General features: G+C 74.9%; 14 protein-coding genes and 1 pseudogene. 3 read left to right on the top strand and 12 right to left on the bottom strand.

Annotated elements, in window-relative coordinates; genetic code table 11:
- A partial coding sequence (locus N866_RS11335; protein WP_162177315.1) for a serine/threonine-protein kinase occupies positions 1 to 1,239 on the bottom strand: 1,239 nt, incomplete at its 3' end.
- A 175-nt stretch (positions 1,240 to 1,414) separates the two neighbouring features.
- On the opposite strand from N866_RS11335, the gene N866_RS21385 reads away from it, so the two are divergent.
- Complete coding sequence (locus tag N866_RS21385) at positions 1,415 to 1,771, top strand: hypothetical protein (protein ID WP_162177314.1); 357 nt, start codon at positions 1,415 to 1,417, stop codon at positions 1,769 to 1,771.
- 46 nt (positions 1,772 to 1,817) lie between these two features.
- Here the strand turns inward: N866_RS21385 and N866_RS11325 are convergent.
- Together N866_RS11325 and N866_RS11320 are read right to left on the bottom strand one after the other, a co-directional pair.
- Positions 1,818 to 2,967 (bottom strand): annotated as a pseudogene (locus N866_RS11325) (RNA polymerase sigma factor).
- Positions 2,968 to 2,974: 7 nt separating this feature from the next.
- The gene (locus N866_RS11320; protein ID WP_034226404.1) at positions 2,975 to 3,382 is read right to left on the bottom strand and encodes a YciI family protein; all 408 of its coding nucleotides are present in this window, start codon (positions 3,380 to 3,382) and stop codon (positions 2,975 to 2,977) included.
- 226 nt (positions 3,383 to 3,608) lie between these two features.
- On the opposite strand from N866_RS11320, the gene N866_RS11315 reads away from it, so the two are divergent.
- Positions 3,609 to 4,301: a hypothetical protein gene (locus tag N866_RS11315; protein ID WP_052022944.1), complete on the top strand. Its 693-nt coding sequence runs from the start codon at positions 3,609 to 3,611 to the stop codon at positions 4,299 to 4,301.
- A gap of 109 nt (positions 4,302 to 4,410) precedes the next feature.
- Here N866_RS11315 and N866_RS11310 read toward each other — a convergent pair whose 3' ends face one another.
- Entirely contained in the window at positions 4,411 to 5,406 is a 996-nt protein-coding gene (locus tag N866_RS11310; protein ID WP_034226403.1) for an NAD-dependent epimerase/dehydratase family protein, read from the bottom strand.
- 103 nt (positions 5,407 to 5,509) lie between these two features.
- The gene (locus N866_RS11305) at positions 5,510 to 6,208 is read right to left on the bottom strand and encodes a calcium-binding protein (protein WP_052022943.1); all 699 of its coding nucleotides are present in this window, start codon (positions 6,206 to 6,208) and stop codon (positions 5,510 to 5,512) included.
- 315 nt (positions 6,209 to 6,523) lie between these two features.
- Between N866_RS11305 and N866_RS11300 the strand changes: the two genes are divergently transcribed.
- Positions 6,524 to 6,850, top strand: coding sequence for a GYD domain-containing protein (locus N866_RS11300; protein WP_034226401.1), 327 nt, complete (start codon positions 6,524 to 6,526; stop codon positions 6,848 to 6,850).
- 21 nt (positions 6,851 to 6,871) lie between these two features.
- Here the strand turns inward: N866_RS11300 and N866_RS11295 are convergent, their stop codons facing one another.
- From N866_RS11295 to N866_RS11265, 7 genes are all read right to left on the bottom strand, one after another.
- On the bottom strand, positions 6,872 to 7,687 hold the full coding sequence (locus N866_RS11295; protein ID WP_034226400.1) for an HpcH/HpaI aldolase family protein: 816 nt from the start codon (positions 7,685 to 7,687) through the stop codon (positions 6,872 to 6,874).
- The gene (locus N866_RS11290) at positions 7,672 to 8,469 is read right to left on the bottom strand and encodes a 2-keto-4-pentenoate hydratase (RefSeq protein ID WP_052022942.1); all 798 of its coding nucleotides are present in this window, start codon (positions 8,467 to 8,469) and stop codon (positions 7,672 to 7,674) included. The genes N866_RS11295 and N866_RS11290 overlap by 16 nt, the downstream gene beginning before the upstream one ends.
- Positions 8,470 to 8,491: 22 nt before the next feature.
- Positions 8,492 to 9,595: a 3,4-dihydroxyphenylacetate 2,3-dioxygenase gene (gene hpaD, locus N866_RS11285; RefSeq protein ID WP_034226399.1), complete on the bottom strand. Its 1,104-nt coding sequence runs from the start codon at positions 9,593 to 9,595 to the stop codon at positions 8,492 to 8,494.
- 1 nt (position 9,596) lies between these two features.
- Entirely contained in the window at positions 9,597 to 11,144 is a 1,548-nt protein-coding gene (hpaE, locus tag N866_RS11280; RefSeq protein ID WP_034226398.1) for a 5-carboxymethyl-2-hydroxymuconate semialdehyde dehydrogenase, read from the bottom strand.
- Complete coding sequence (locus N866_RS11275) at positions 11,141 to 11,842, bottom strand: GntR family transcriptional regulator (protein WP_034226408.1); 702 nt, start codon at positions 11,840 to 11,842, stop codon at positions 11,141 to 11,143. The genes hpaE and N866_RS11275 overlap by 4 nt, the downstream gene beginning before the upstream one ends.
- Positions 11,839 to 13,362 carry a fumarylacetoacetate hydrolase family protein gene (locus N866_RS11270; RefSeq protein WP_052022941.1) on the bottom strand — a complete coding sequence of 508 codons (1,524 nt, stop codon included), beginning with the start codon at positions 13,360 to 13,362 and terminating at the stop codon, positions 11,839 to 11,841. The genes N866_RS11275 and N866_RS11270 overlap by 4 nt, the downstream gene beginning before the upstream one ends.
- Before the next feature lie 69 nt (positions 13,363 to 13,431).
- Positions 13,432 to 13,984 (bottom strand): thiamine pyrophosphate-dependent enzyme (locus tag N866_RS11265; RefSeq protein ID WP_034226396.1); only part of this gene is annotated, 553 nt, incomplete at its 5' end.

The raw sequence follows: 13,984 nt of genomic DNA, 5'->3' as shown, positions 1-13,984 counted from the left end.
CGCGGTGGCCGGTGCGGAGGCCTCCGGTCGGGCCTCGGGCGTGTCCCCGTCGTCGTCGAAGGGCCGCAGGAGTGCGGCGCCGAGCGCGAGGACGGCGACCACGGCCAGGGCCACGACCGCCGGCAGGATCCCGCCCCGACGACGGCGTGCCGGCCGCGGCTCCGGCGCGGGTGGGGCGGGGGCCCACCAGGCGGGGTCCTCGTCGACGGCGTCCTCGTCGGGGCGGGCCGTGGCGGGCGGGACGGTGGGCGGTGGGGACCCGGTCGCGGTCGTGGTCCGTGTCCTGGTGCTGGTGCTGGTGCTGGTCGCGGGGGCCGGGAGCGGCTGGGTCGTCGCGACGCCGAGGCGCTCCGTGCGCGCCCCGACCGGGGGCGGGATCTCGGCCAGGAGCCGGCCGGCCGTCGCGGCGTCGATCCGCTCCGCCGGGTCCTTGCGCAGCAGCCCCTCGAGCACCGGACCGAGCGGGCCCGCGTGGTCCGGGGCGGGGACGTCCTCGGTGATCACCGCGGTGAGGCTGGCCAGGCCGTTCACCCGGCGGAACGGCGACCAGCCCTCCACGGCCGCCCACAGCGTGACCCCGAGCGACCACAGGTCCGCGGCCGGTGTCGCCTCGTCGCCACGGGCCCGCTCCGGGGCGATGTAGGCCGGAGACCCCATCATCATCCCCGTCGCGGTCAGCATGGCGTCGCCGTCGAGGTGGGCGATGCCGAAGTCCGCCAGGACGGCGTGCCGCCCGTCGGGGCGCTCGCGGAACATGACGTTGCTCGGCTTGACGTCGCGGTGCAGCACGCCGGCGGCGTGCGCGGCGATGAGCCCGGCGAGCAGCGTCCGGCCGATCTGCGCCACCTCCGCCGGCGGGATCCCGCCCCGCTCGGACAGCTCGTCCTCGAGCGTGCGCGGGGGCAGCCGCTCCATGACGATCCAGGGCCGCCCGTCGTCCTCGACGACGTCGTAGATGTGCACGACGCCGTCGGCGGAGATCCGGGCGGCGGCCTGCGCCTCGCGCAGCGTCCGGGCGCGCATCTCGGCGCGGTCGGCGTCGTCGACGGTGGCCGGCGGGAGGACCTCCTTGATGGCGACGGGCCGGTGCAGGACCTCGTCCTGCCCGGCCCACACCACGCCCATGCCACCGCGCCCGAGCACCTGCTCGAGGCGGTAGCGCCCCCCGACCGTGCGCGCCGCCGGGGCCCCGGCGACGTCGCCGCGGGGGCCCAGCGCGTCCTGCGGTTCCCGAGGCACCGATCGAACGTAACCCCGGCCCCGGAGGGCGGCGACCGGAGGTCCGGCACCCCGGCCGGTGCGGGTGGCCGGCCCGACCCCCGCGGTGGGCCACCACCCAGACGGCCCATGCGCTGCTGGTGTCGATCCTGAAACGGTCGTGCGTGTCACGGCCGTGGGGGATCGGGGGAACGTCGTGAGCGCACGTCCAGAGGAAGCGGCGCAGGTGTTCTCCGGCGGGGGCCGTCGTGGGACAGGAGCCCTCCACCTGCTGTGGGCCCTCCCGGTCGCCGTCCTGGTCACGCTCGGCATCACGCTCGTCGCCGGGGTCGCGGCCTGCGGGGTGAGCGGGTGCTCGGGCGGCGGGTTCGGGCGGTCGACGGACCTCCAGCCGCTCGCGGTCGTCCTGGTGCTCGTCGCCGGGGCTGTGCTCGCCGCCCCGCCGGCCCTTGTCCCGTGGACGCCGCACCGGGCGGTGCGCGCCGGGTGCGCCGTCGTCGTCGGGCTCGGCTGGGCGGGCTTCGCCTGGCTCAGCATCACGGGTGTCCTCTAGCCCCCACGCAGCTGCCCGGCACGGATCGGTCTCCAGGGCGCCCTGCTCATCGTTCCAGGGCGTGCAGGCGTGCCGCCTGCCGCGTGAGGTGGTCGCGCTCGGGGCGGCTCGTGGCGACCATCGCCGCCTCCCGGTAGAGCTCGGCAGCGATGCTGAGGTCGCCGGCGCGCTCGTGCAGGTGCGCGGCCACCGCGGCGTAGCGCGGCAGGGACGGGTCGAGGTCGTCGAGCGCCGCCAGCCCGGCCTGCGCTCCGTCGGCCTCGCCGACGGCGACCGCGCGGTTGAGCCGGGCGACGGGGCTGTCGGTGAGTCGGACGAGCTCGTCGTACCACTCCACGATCTGGACCCAGTCCGTCTCGGCGGCGGTGGGGGCGTCGGCGTGCAGGGCGGCGATCGCCGCCTGGACCTGGTACTCGCCGGTCGTGAGCCAACGCCCGCTGCAGCACGTCGACGCCCTCGCGGATCCTGGCCGCGTCCCAGCGCGCGCGGTCCTGATCCGCGAGCGGCACCAGCGCGCCGTCGGGCGTCGTGCGCGTGGCGCGTCGCGCATGGTGCAGGAGCATGAGGGCGAGCAGGCCACCGACCTCCGGGTGGTCGACCACGGCGGCGAGCTGCCGGGTGAGCCGGATGGCCTCCGCGGCCAGGTCGACGTCGCCGGAGTAGCCCTCGTTGAACACCAGGTACAGGACTCGCAGCACCGTGCCCACGTCGCCCGGGGTGTCGAGGCGCACGCCGGCGACGGTGCGCTTCGCGCGGCTGATGCGCTGGGCCATGGTCGCCTCGGGCACGAGGTACGCCTCGGCGATCTGCCGGGTGGTCAGGCCGCCGATGGCGCGCAGCGTCAGGGCGACCGCGGACGCCGGCGTGAGCGACGGGTGGGCGCACAGGAAGTACAGGTGCAGGGTGTCGTCCGCGGCGGGTGCAGGACCCGGGGCGGGCTGGGCCTCGACCGCCTCCTCCCGACGACGGCGTGACGCGTCCGACCGGGTCGCGTCGAGGAACCGGCGCCACGCCACGGTGATGAGCCAGGCCTGCGGGTCCCGCGGCGGGTCCACCGGCCAGACGCGGACCGCCTCGACGAGGGCGTCCTGCACGGCGTCCTCGGCCGCCGCGAAGTCGGCTCCGCGGCGGACGAGGACGCCGAGCACCCGTGGCGTGAGGGCCCGGAGCAGGACCTCGTCCCCGGGGGTGCTCACCGTCGGCTCACTCGGTGATGGTGGGAGGCATCGTGAGGAGGGGCCGGACCTCGAGCCACTCGTGGATGGGCCTGCCCCCGGCGCCGGGTGCTGCCGACAGCTCTCCGGCCAGCTCGACCGCCCGCTCCTGCGAGTCCACGTCGATGATCATCCAGCCGGCGATGAGGTCCTTGGTCTCCGCGAACGGGCCGTCCGTCACCGGCGGCCGGCCCTCGCCGTCGTACCGGACCCACAGGCCGTCGGGGGCCAGCGCGTCGCCGCCGACGAACTCGCCCGTCTCGCGGAGCCGGTCGGCGAAGTCGTCCATGTACCGGATGTGGGCCGTGACCTCCTCAGGGGTCCACCGGTCCATCGGCACGTCGTTCACGGCAGCCGGGTTGCCGCGGTAGTGCTTGAGCAGCAGGTACTTGGCCATCGGTCCGTCTCCTTGCGGTGGTGCGGCCCATTCTGGCCGCGCTCGAACCGGGGACGCAGCCGGAGGCTCGTTCTCGACATCGGGGTCCACGCGCAGGAGACCGGTCGTGGTCATCGCGGCGTCGACCTGCGCCCCGAGTTGCGCGGCGGACTCAGGGCACGCACGGTCGGGGCTCGACATGGCCGACGCCCGGGGCTCTCCCCGGGCAGACGAAGGGGACAGCATCTTGGCTCACGAGAACAGCAGCACCGCCCAGGGGCCCGTCGGGGACCGCACGCACGGACAGACGCGGGTCGACGACGGCATCAACGGGGCGACGTCCGGCCGCGAGGCGCACGCCTGGGACCACGACCACCGGGACGGCTTCGCCCTTCCCACGCGGAGCCGCCGCCAGGAGCTGGTGAGCTGGGGCGCGGTGTGGGCGGGTCTCGTCGTCACGATCGCGGTGTTCCTGCTGCTCCAGCTCGTGCTGTTCTCCGTCGGCGCGCTCGGCCTCGGCGGCGACTCCGACTCCGCCGGCGGCATCCTCAGCGCGGTCATCGCCTTGGTCGCCTTCCTCCTCGGTGGCATCACCGCGGGCGCGACGAGCGTCTGGCGCGAGGGCAAGGGCGGCCTGTTCCACGGCGTCGTGCTGTGGGCGCTCGGCGTCGTCTCGATCGTCTTCCTGACCCTGTTCGGCGGCGGGGCGCTCTTCGGGAGCCTCGCGGACGTCCTCGGCCAGACGGCGATGATCCAGCAGTCGGCCGGCGCGCCGGACGTCGACATCCAGAGCGCCGTCGAGTCCGCTCGCACGGGCGCCCGCTGGGCGGTCCTCGGGCTGCTCCTGCCGCTGGTCGCCGCCGCGATCGGTGGGCTCGTCGGCGGGAAGCTCGGCGCCAAGGCGCCCGACGCGACGCCGGACCCGGTCACCACGCACTGACCCGACGCGGTCACCACGCGCTGACCCGTCACGGTCCCGCTCGAGAGGCGGGGTGCGCCGACGGCCTCCGGGCCGGGTGCACCCCGCCTCTCGTCTGCGGGGTCCCGACTCAGCGCACCGCGAACCGCTCGACCAGCCGGTCCATGAGCGCGTCGGTGCGCTCGTCCACGACCCGGCGCGCGGGGTCCGCGTCGAACCACTCGACCATCTCCCGGGCGCCCTGCTCGAAGCGCACCGTCGTCGTGAAGTCCGGGACGATGCTGCGCAGCTTCGTCGTGTCGAACACCGACGAGTGCGCCTTGTCGCCCAGCAGGCTCGCGCCCCACTCCGGGTCCTCCGCGGCGATCGCGTCGGACGGGACGTGCACGATCCGCAGGTCCTCGACCCCGGCCGCGGCGGCCAGCGCACGGGCGATCTGGTCCCAGGTGAGGACGTCGTCGCCGGTGATGGTGAACGCCTCCCCGAGCGTCCGCGGGTTGCCGAGCAGCGGCACGAGCCCCCGCGCGAAGTCCGTGTGGTGGGTCAGGGTCCACAGCGACGACCCGTCGCCGTGCACCACGACCGGCTTGCCCTGACGCATCCGCTCCACGACGGTCCAGCCCGCGTCGAACGGGATGAGCGTGCGGTCATAGGTGTGCGACGGGCGGACGATCGTCGCCGGGAAGCCCTCGTCCCGGTACGCCTGGACGAGCAGGTCCTCGCACGCGATCTTGTCGCGGGAGTACTGCCAGAACGGGTTGCGCAGGGGCGTGGACTCGGTGATCGGCAGGCGCTCCGCCGGCGTCTGGTACGCCGACGCCGAGGAGATGAGGACGTACTGACCGGTCCGGCCGCGGAAGAGGTCGAGGTCGGTGCGGACGTGGTCCGGGGTGAAGGCGACCCAGTCGACGACGGCGTCGAACGTGTGCCCACCCAGGGCCTCACGGGCGGAGGCCGGGTCGCGGACGTCGCCCTGGAGCGACGTCGCGCCGTCGGGCAGCGGCCGCGCCGACGTCGTCCCGCGGTTGAGGACGTACAGGTCGAGGCCGCGCTCGACCGCCAGCGCCGAGCAGGCGGAGCTGATGATGCCGGTGCCGCCGATGAAGAGGACCTTGAGGGGGCTCATCCCCGTGACGCTAGACCTCGCGGTGTGCTGCCGCAGGCGGCGGCGCGACGGGCCGGGAGCCGAGCACCCGGCCCGTCGCGCCGCGGACCTGCGGTCTCCGGGGTCAGCCGGTCGTCTCGACGGCCGCGAGGACGTCGCACTCCATCGCGGAGTCCGTCCCCTGCGCGCCGACGCACCGGTCGTGCGCGCTCGCACCCGGGAGCGGCACGCCGGGCGGCGGTCCACCGGCACCCGGGGGCAGCTCGCCCGCCAGGGTGTCGTCGCCGCGGCCGCCGTTGATCTGGTCATCGCCGGGGCCGCCGGCGATCAGGTCGCCACCGTCCTGCCCGAGGAGGACGTCGTTGCCGAAGCCACCGATGATCTCGTCGGCGCCCGCCCCGCCGTGGCCGACGTCGTCGCCGACCGCCAGGGCGAGGAAGTCGTCGCCGGAGCCGCCCGCCACGTGGTCGTCGCCCGGGCCGGGCAGGATCTCGTCGTCGCCGGCTCCACCGTCGATGTGGTCGTCCCCGCCCGCGGCGCCGACGTTCCCGAAGAACGTCGTCGTGTCGCCGAGGAGGATGTCGTCGCCACCGCCGCCGCGGATGACGTCGTCGCCGAGGAGGCCGCAGATGAAGTCGTCGCCGTCCGTGCCGGTCAACCGGTCGCGACCGTCGGTGCCGATGATGACGGTGTACTGGGTGAGGTCGATGAAGGGCGGGACGGCGCAGTCGTCCGGGACCGTGACGACGGCGAGTGCGGGGGCGGCCCCCAGCAGGGGCAGGGCCAGCGCCAGGGGCAGGGCCAGTGCGCGGGGTCTTCTCATGGGTGTGTGCTCCTCGTTCCACGACGCTCGGTGACGAGGCGGGGTGCCGGGCTGCGAGGCAGCGGGGCCCGTCCGCGTGGGAGGTGGCCCGGCAGGCAGGCCTGGCTCCGGTGACGTGCGGCACGCGTGCGGTCGAGGAGGGGTCCGGCCGTGGCCCCTCGCCGACGCGAACGGGGCCATGCTCGTCCTGACCGCGCCATGGTCACAAGGGATGAACCGGGATGAATCACCCATGGACCACCGGGCGCCGCGGGGTGATCCTGAGATCTCGGGCGCCGACGGCAGGCAGCCGCCCCCGGTCCTGAGGAGAAGGCCATGACGCTCTATCTCTCCCGGTTCACGTACACGCCGGCCACCTGGGCCCGCCTCATCCAGCACCCCGAGGACCGCCGCGTCGCGGCGCAGTCCTACATCGAGTCGGTGGGGGGCACGCTGCACGGGTTCTGGTACGGGTTCGGGTCCCACGACGGGTACACGCTGTGGGAGGCGCCCGACAACGTGTCGATGGCGGCGGTCGCCCTGGCGATCGGCGCGGGCGGTGCGCTGGGCTCGCTGGAGACGACGGTCCTGCTCACGGTCGAGGAGACGATGGACGCGCTCGGCCGCGCGCAGCAGATCGGCTACCGGGCACCGGGCAGCTGACCCCTGTCTCGACGCCGGCCGTCAGGACGACGACGGCCGGACGTCGGGCGGCAGGAACGTCGCCCCGAGCGCCTCCGAGCCCCGCGCCAGGAGGACGACGTCGGCGCCGACCGCCACGAACGACGCGCCGGCCTCGACGTACTCGCGGGCGACCTCCGGCTCGAAGGCGTTGACCCCGACCGGCTTGCCCGCCCCGCGGACGGCCTCGACGGTGCGGTGCACCGCCGCGACGACGTCCGGGTGCCGCTGCTGACCGAGCACGCCCAGGGAGCCGGAGAGGTCGGCCGGGCCGACGAACACCCCGTCCACCCCGTCGACCGCGGCGATCTGCGCGGCGGCCTCGACGCCCTCGGCGGTCTCGATCTGCACGACGAGCGTCACGTGCTCGTCCGCGTCCGCGGCGTACCCCTCGACCCGGCTCCACCGGCTGGAGCGGGACACCGACGGCGCGACGCCGCGGCGGCCCCGCGGCGGGTAGCGCACCGCGTCGACGACGGCCTGTGCCTGCTCGGCGGAGGAGACCATCGGCACGAGGAGGTTCTGCGCACCGAGGTCGAGCACCTGCTTGATGACGACGACGTCGCCGGTCGGCACCCGCACGACCGGCGTCACCGGGTAGGCCGCCATCGCCTGCAGCTGCGCGAGCACGGACTCCAGGCCGTTGGGCGCGTGCTCCATGTCGACGACCACCCAGTCGAGCCCCGCCCCGGCGCAGATCTCGGCGACGAGGGGGCTGCCCGAGCACACCCACATCCCCACCAGCGGCCGGCCGCCGTCGGGCGCCTCGCGCTGCGCGGCGAGGGCGTGGCGGAAGGTCGGGCTCAGACGAAGCGGCATGTGATCGTCCCCAGGTCTCGGAAGTCGGCCTGCACGGTGTCCCCAGGGTGGACCCACATGGGGCGCGTGAACGAGCCGGCGAGCACCAGGTCGCCGGCTTCGAGCCGCTCGCCGTGCCGGTCGAGCTTGTCCGCCAGCCACGCGACGCCCCGGGCCGGGTGGTCGAGCACGGCCGCGGCGACGCCGGACTCCTCGATCACGCCGTTGCGGCGCAGCACGGCGCACACCCACGGCAGGTCGACGTCCTGCGGCCGCACCCGCGTGTCCCCGACGACCATCCCGCCCATCGCCGCGTTGTCGCTGATCGTGTCGACGATCGTGCGGCCCGCCATCTCGATCCGGGAGGAGAGGATCTCCAGCGCGGGGACCACGTACTCGGTGGCGCGCAGGACGTCGTCGTCGGTCGCGCCCGGGCCGAGCGGCTGGGCGAGCCGGAAGGCCAGCTCGACCTCGATGCGCACGGTGGAGTACCGCCCGTGCTCGATCTCCGCGCCGCTGGCGACGACCATGTCCTCGAAGATCGCGCCGTAGTCGGGCTCGTCGATGCCGGTCGCGGCCTGCATGACCTTGGACGTCAGCCCGATCTTGCGGCCCACCGGCCGGCGGCCCGCGGCGATCGCCCGACGGCGCCACTCGGCCTGCACCGCGTAGGCGTCGCCGACCGTCATGCCGGGGTGCCGGGCGGTGAGCAGCGGCACCGTGGTCCGGTCGCGCTCGGCGGCGGCGAGCTCGTCGGCGATCGCCCCGACCGCGCCGGGGGAGAGCGTGCGGTCCTCGCTCACGGCCGGGCTCCGGCGGGTGCGCTCACAGCTGGTGGCCCAGCTTGTACTCGCCCTGCTTCCACGACGGCAGCGCCTCGGGCCCGTCCGCGGGGCGGGTGTAGGAGAAGCCGTCCGCCCCGATGGTCACGGCCATCTCGCTGGTGTCCGTGCGCGCGACGACGGGCTGCGGGTTGCCGTCGAGGTCCAGCACCAGTGAGGCCTCGGTGTACCAGGACGGCACGACGGGGTTGCCCCACCAGTCACGGCGCTGGTTGTCGTGCACGTCCCACGTGACCACCGGGTTGTCCGGGTCGCCGGTCCAGTAGTCCTGCGTGTAGATCTCCACGCGGTGCCCGTCCGGGTCGCGCAGGTAGAGGTAGAACGCGTTGGACACCCCGTGCCGCCCCGGACCGCGCTCGATCCGGTCCGACAGGCGCAGGGCGCCGAGCCTGTCGCAGACCGCGATGATGTTGTGCTTCTCGTGCGTCGCGAAGGCCACGTGGTGCATGCGCGGGCCGTCCCCGCCGGTCATCGCCGTGTCGTGCACCGTCGGCTTCCGGCGCATCCACGCCGCGTACGTGGTGCCCTCCGCGTCCTGGATGTCCTCGGTCACCCGGAACCCCAGGTCCTCCATGTGGGCGACCGCCCGGGGGACGTCCGGGGTGACCTGGTTGAAGTGGTCCAGCCGCACGAGCGCGCCCGGGGAGTGCAGGTCGTACCGCCACGCGAGGCGCTCGACGTGCTGCACCTCGTGGAAGAGCTCCTGCGGGAAGCCCAGCGGGTCCTCCACGCGCACCGTGTCGCCGAGGCCGCGCACGAAGCCCTCCGCGCGGCGCTCGACCCGGCACCCGAGCTCGGAGTAGAACGCGACCGCCCGGTCGAGGTCCTCCGGGGTGCGCACGCGGTAGGAGAACGCGGCGGCCGCGGCGACGGGTCCCCGGCGCAGCACGAGGTTGTGGTGGATGAACTCCTCGAGGGTGCGCAGGTAGACGGTGTCCGCGTCCTCCTCGGTGACGACGAGGCCCAGGACGTCGACGTAGAAGTCCCGCGACGCGGCCAGGTCCGTGACGACGAGCTCCATGGACGCGCAGCGGACGATGTCCGGCGGCGGCGACGACGGCGTGGGGATGCGGCTCGACCCGGTCATGTCAGGCCTCCTTGCCGAACGTCGGGTGGTGCGGCTCGCCCAGCGTGACGTGGACCGCCTGCTGGTGCGTGTAGAAGTCGATCGACCGGTAGCCGCCCTCGTGGCCGAGCCCGGACGCCTTGACCCCGCCGAACGGCGTGCGCAGGTCCCGGACGTTGTTGCTGTTGAGCCACACCATCCCGGCGTCGACCGCCTGGGAGAAGGTGTGCGCTCGGCGCAGGTCGTTCGTCCACACGTAGGCCGCGAGGCCGTACTTCACCCCGTTGGCGAGCGCGAGCGCCTCCTCCTCGGTGTCGAACGGGGTGATCGCGACGACCGGCCCGAAGATCTCCTCCTGGAAGATCCGGGCGTCCGGCGCGACGTCGGCGAAGACCGTCGGGGCGACGTAGTTGCCGTCGGGGAAGCCCTCGGGCCGCCCGCCGCCGGCGACGAGCCGCCCCTCGGTCTTCCCGACCTCGATGTAGCCCATGACCTTGGCGTAGTGCTCCGGGTGCACCAGGGCACCGACCTCGGTGCCCGCCTCGTGCGGCGGGCCGACGACGACGCGCCGCGCCTGGGCGGCGTAGCGCTCCACGAACTCCTCGTACACCTCCCGCTGGACGAGGATCCGGCTGCCGGCGGTGCAGCGCTCGCCATTGAGGGAGAACACCCCGAAGATCGTCGCGTCGATCGCCGCCTCGAGGTCCGCGTCGGCGAAGACGACGGCAGGGGACTTGCCGCCGAGCTCCATCGAGAGGCCCTTGAGGTGCGGGGCGGCGTTGGCGAAGATCAGCTGCCCGGTGCTGCTCTCGCCCGTGAACGAGATCAGCGGGACGTCGGGGTGCTTGACGAGCGCGTCGCCGGCCTCCTCGCCCAGGCCGTTGACGAGGTTGAACACCCCGCGCGGCAGGCCCGCCTCCTCGAAGATCCCCGCCCACAGCGACGCCGACAGCGGCGTGAACTCGGCCGGCTTGAGCACCACCGTGTTGCCCGTGGCCAGCGCGGGGCCGAGCTTCCAGGACTCGAGCATGAACGGCGTGTTCCAGGGCGTGATGAGGCCGGCGACGCCGATCGGCTTGCGGTTGACGTAGTTGATCTGGCGGCCGGGCACCTTGTAGGCGTCGTCGGCCTGGGCGACCACGAGGTCCGCGAAGAACCGGAAGTTCTCCGCCGCGCGGCGCGCCTGGCCGAGCGCCTGCGTGATGGGCAGGCCCGAGTCGAAGCTCTCCAGCTCCGCGAGCCGGGCGTCGCGCGACTCGACGAGGTCCGCGACGCGGTGCAGGACGCGCGAGCGCTCGCGGGGGAGCATCCGCGGCCACGGACCCTCCTCGAAGGCGCGCCGGGCGGCGGCGACGGCGCGGTCGACGTCGGCCCGCTTCCCGGCGGCCGCGTGCAGGTAGGTCTGGTTCGTCGTCGGGTCGAGCACCTCGAAGGTGGCGCCGTCGGCGGAGTCGACGAGGTCGCCGTCGACGTAGTGCCGGAGGCGGTCGGGCAGGTCGGCCGGCCTGTGCCCGGACGGCTGCGCCGACGGTGGGGTGCGGTCCGTCGTCGGCGTCGGGCGGTCGCTCATCGCTGCTCTCCCGGGTGCTCGTGGTGCAGGTAGGCGGTGAGGGTCGCCGAGCGGTGCTCCCGCGCGGCCTCCTCGATGTCCGCCAGCGGGGCGCCGGCCTCGATGAGCCCGACGATGCCCTCGTGCTCGCGCACGGACTCCTGCGCGCGGCCGGGCACGAAGGCGAACGTCGAGTCCCGCAGCCGGCCCAGCCGGGCCCACTCGGCCGAGACGAGCTCCAGCAGGCGGGGGTTGGGGCACGGCGCGAAGAGGACGGCGTGGAACTCCTGGTTGAGGGCGGTGAACGTGTGCGGGTCGAAGTCGTCGAGGCTCTCGACCAGGCGCCGGTTGACCTCGCGCGCCCGGCGCAGGTCCGCGGGGGTCAGGCGCCGCGCGGCCAGGGCGGTGGCGGCGCCCTCGAGGACGGCCAGGGTCTCCATGCTCTGCCGGTACTGCGAGTCGTCGATCATCGCGACGTGCGCCCCGACGTTGCGCTCGAACGTCACCAGGCCCTCGGCCTCGAGCCGCCGGATCGCCTCCCGGACGGGCACGACGCTCATGTCCAGCTCCGCGGCGATCGTCGCGAGGACGAGGCGGTAGCCCGGCGCGTACTCGCGGCGCGCGATCCGCTCGACGAGCCAGGCGTAGGCGCGCTCCGACTTGCTGGCCGCCGTCGTCGGCTGCTCGGCCGTCGGCTGACCCGCCAGTCCCCCGGTCATCGCTGCGCCCGCCACGCCTCGAACCGCGCCCGCCACGCGGCGTCCATCGGGAACAGCCCGTCGACGGCGTGGCCGGCCGCGACCTGCTCGGCGACCCACGCGTCCTCCTCCTCCTGCGCGAGGGCCGCGTCGACGACCTCCTCCACCAGCGCCGGCGGGATGACGACGACGCCGTCGCGGTCGCCGACGAGGACGTCGCCCGGCACCACCGTGCACCCGCCGCACGCGACGGCGACGTCGGTGTCCCACGGCACGTGCCGGCGCCCGAGGACGGCGGGGTGTGCGCCGCGGGAGTAGACGGGGATGCCGACGGCGGCGACGGCGTCGTGGTCGCGCACGCCGCCGTCCGTGACGATGCCGGCGGCGCCGCGGACGTGGGCGCGCAGGGCCAGCACGTCGCCGAGGGTGCCCGAGCCGGTCTCGCCGCGGGCCTCGATGACGAGCACCTCGCCCTCGCCGACCGTGTCGAACGCCCGCTTCTGGGCGTTGTGGCCGCCGCCGTGGCTCGCGAACAGGTCCGCGCGGTGCGGGACGAGGCGCAGCGTGCGGGCGGTGCCGACGAGCCGGGCGTCGGGGTGCATCGGGAGGACGCCGTCGACGGTGACGTCGTCGAGGCCCCGCTTGCGGAGCTGCGCCGAGAGCGCGGCGGTCGGCGCGCGCCGCAGCCTCTCGCGCAGCGCCGGCGTGAGGCGGAAGCGCTCGGGCTCGGGCTCCAGCCCGGCCGCGGCGCGCGACCCCCAGGCCTCGGCGCGCTGGACGTCGTCGACCGCCGGGAGCGAGCCGAGGTCGCCGTCGAACGCGTGCGTGCCCGCGACGACGGTCGTGACGAGCCGCCCCGTGCTCGGCATGCCGGCGGCGTCCGGGGCGTCGACCTCGACCTCGACGACGTCGCCCGGCCCCACGACGCTCGAGCCCGCCGGCGTGCCGGTGAGGACGACGTCGCCCGGCTCGAGCGTCAGGTGCTGGGAGAGGTCGGCGACGAGCTGCGCAAGCGGGAAGAGCAGCCCGTCGGTCGTCCCCTCCTGGCGGAGCTCGCCGTTGACCCAGGTGCGCACGCGCAGGGCGGCCGGGTCGAGCGCGCGGGCGTCGAGCACCCTCGGGCCGAGCGGCGTGAACCCGTCGCCGCCCTTGGACCGGACGTTGGAGCCGCGGTCGTTGCCGCGCAGGTCGTACAGGCCGAGGTCGTTCGCCGCGGTCACCCCGGCGACGTGGTCCCAGGCCTCCGCGAGCGGCACGCGGCGGGCGGCCGTGCCGATGACGAGGGCGATCTCGCCCTCGAACGCGAGCAGCTCGGTGCCGGCGGGCCGCTCGACGGTGCCGCCGCTCGCCGCGACCGAGCTGGACGGCTTGAAGAAGTACGACGGGTGGGCGGGTCGGCGGCCGCGCTGGTCCGCGCGTGAGGCGTAGCTGAGGTGGACCGCGATCACCTTGCCGGGGCGCCGGGGGAGGGCGGCGAACCGGGCGTCCGCACCGGTCCCGGGCGGCGCGACGCCCGCGCCGTCGGCGGTCTCCTGAGTCATGAGCTCCCTCGCTCCCGCATCTCTCGGATCGTATACGAATGGTCGGTCGTGGCTCGGGCGGACCCCGTCTCAGCCGCTCACCCGGGCGATCTCCTCGTAGAACGGCGCGACGACGGCGCCGGACACCCGCAGGTCCAGCAGCAGGAAGGGCCGGTCCGCAGCCGGGCGGGCCGCCCACCCGGCGAGCACGTCGAGGTCCTCGACGGTCCGCACGGCGACACCCTGCGCGCCGAGCGCGGTCGCCACCCCGGCGAAGTCGACGTCGGGGATGAGCATCGGCTCCCGGGCGAGCCCCTTGCGGCCGTAGAGGTGCAGCTCCGCGCCGTAGGCGCCGTCGTTCCACACCACCGCGACGCCCCGGCCGCCGGCGACCCGGATCGCCGACTCGAGGTCCGACAGCGCCATGAGGCCGCCGCCGTCCCCGGTCGTCAGCACGACCGTCGCCTCGGGGCGCGCGAGCGCCGCCCCGACCACGCTGGGGAAGCCCAGCCCGATCGCCTGGAACGCCGTGCCCACCATGACCATGCGGTCCGGCGCGGCGACCGGCCAGTACATGTTCGACCAGCCGAGGAAGTGCCCGCCGTCGGAGACGACGACCCGGTCCTCCGGCAGCAGCTCCGCC

Source organism: Actinotalea ferrariae CF5-4 (genome assembly GCF_000603945.1).
GTDB lineage: Bacteria > Actinomycetota > Actinomycetes > Actinomycetales > Cellulomonadaceae > Actinotalea > Actinotalea ferrariae.
Note: the sequence above shows the minus strand (reverse complement) of the source record. Positions and strands in the feature narration are given on the sequence as shown.

Bases quoted from the DNA above. Each gene is read 5' to 3' on its own strand.
- N866_RS11320 (WP_034226404.1), bottom strand. From the start codon at position 3,382: ATGGCCAAGTACCTGCTGCTCAAGCACTACCGCGGCAACCCGGCTGCC.
- N866_RS11310 (WP_034226403.1), bottom strand. From the start codon at position 5,406: ATGAGCCCCCTCAAGGTCCTCTTCATCGGCGGCACCGGCATCATCAGC.
- N866_RS11305 (WP_052022943.1), bottom strand. From the start codon at position 6,208: ATGAGAAGACCCCGCGCACTGGCCCTGCCCCTGGCGCTGGCCCTGCCC.
- N866_RS11300 (WP_034226401.1), top strand. From the start codon at position 6,524: ATGACGCTCTATCTCTCCCGGTTCACGTACACGCCGGCCACCTGGGCC.
- N866_RS11295 (WP_034226400.1), bottom strand. From the start codon at position 7,687: ATGCCGCTTCGTCTGAGCCCGACCTTCCGCCACGCCCTCGCCGCGCAG.
- hpaD (WP_034226399.1), bottom strand. From the start codon at position 9,595: ATGACCGGGTCGAGCCGCATCCCCACGCCGTCGTCGCCGCCGCCGGAC.
- hpaE (WP_034226398.1), bottom strand. From the start codon at position 11,144: ATGAGCGACCGCCCGACGCCGACGACGGACCGCACCCCACCGTCGGCG.
- N866_RS11275 (WP_034226408.1), bottom strand. From the start codon at position 11,842: ATGACCGGGGGACTGGCGGGTCAGCCGACGGCCGAGCAGCCGACGACG.
- N866_RS11270 (WP_052022941.1), bottom strand. From the start codon at position 13,362: ATGACTCAGGAGACCGCCGACGGCGCGGGCGTCGCGCCGCCCGGGACC.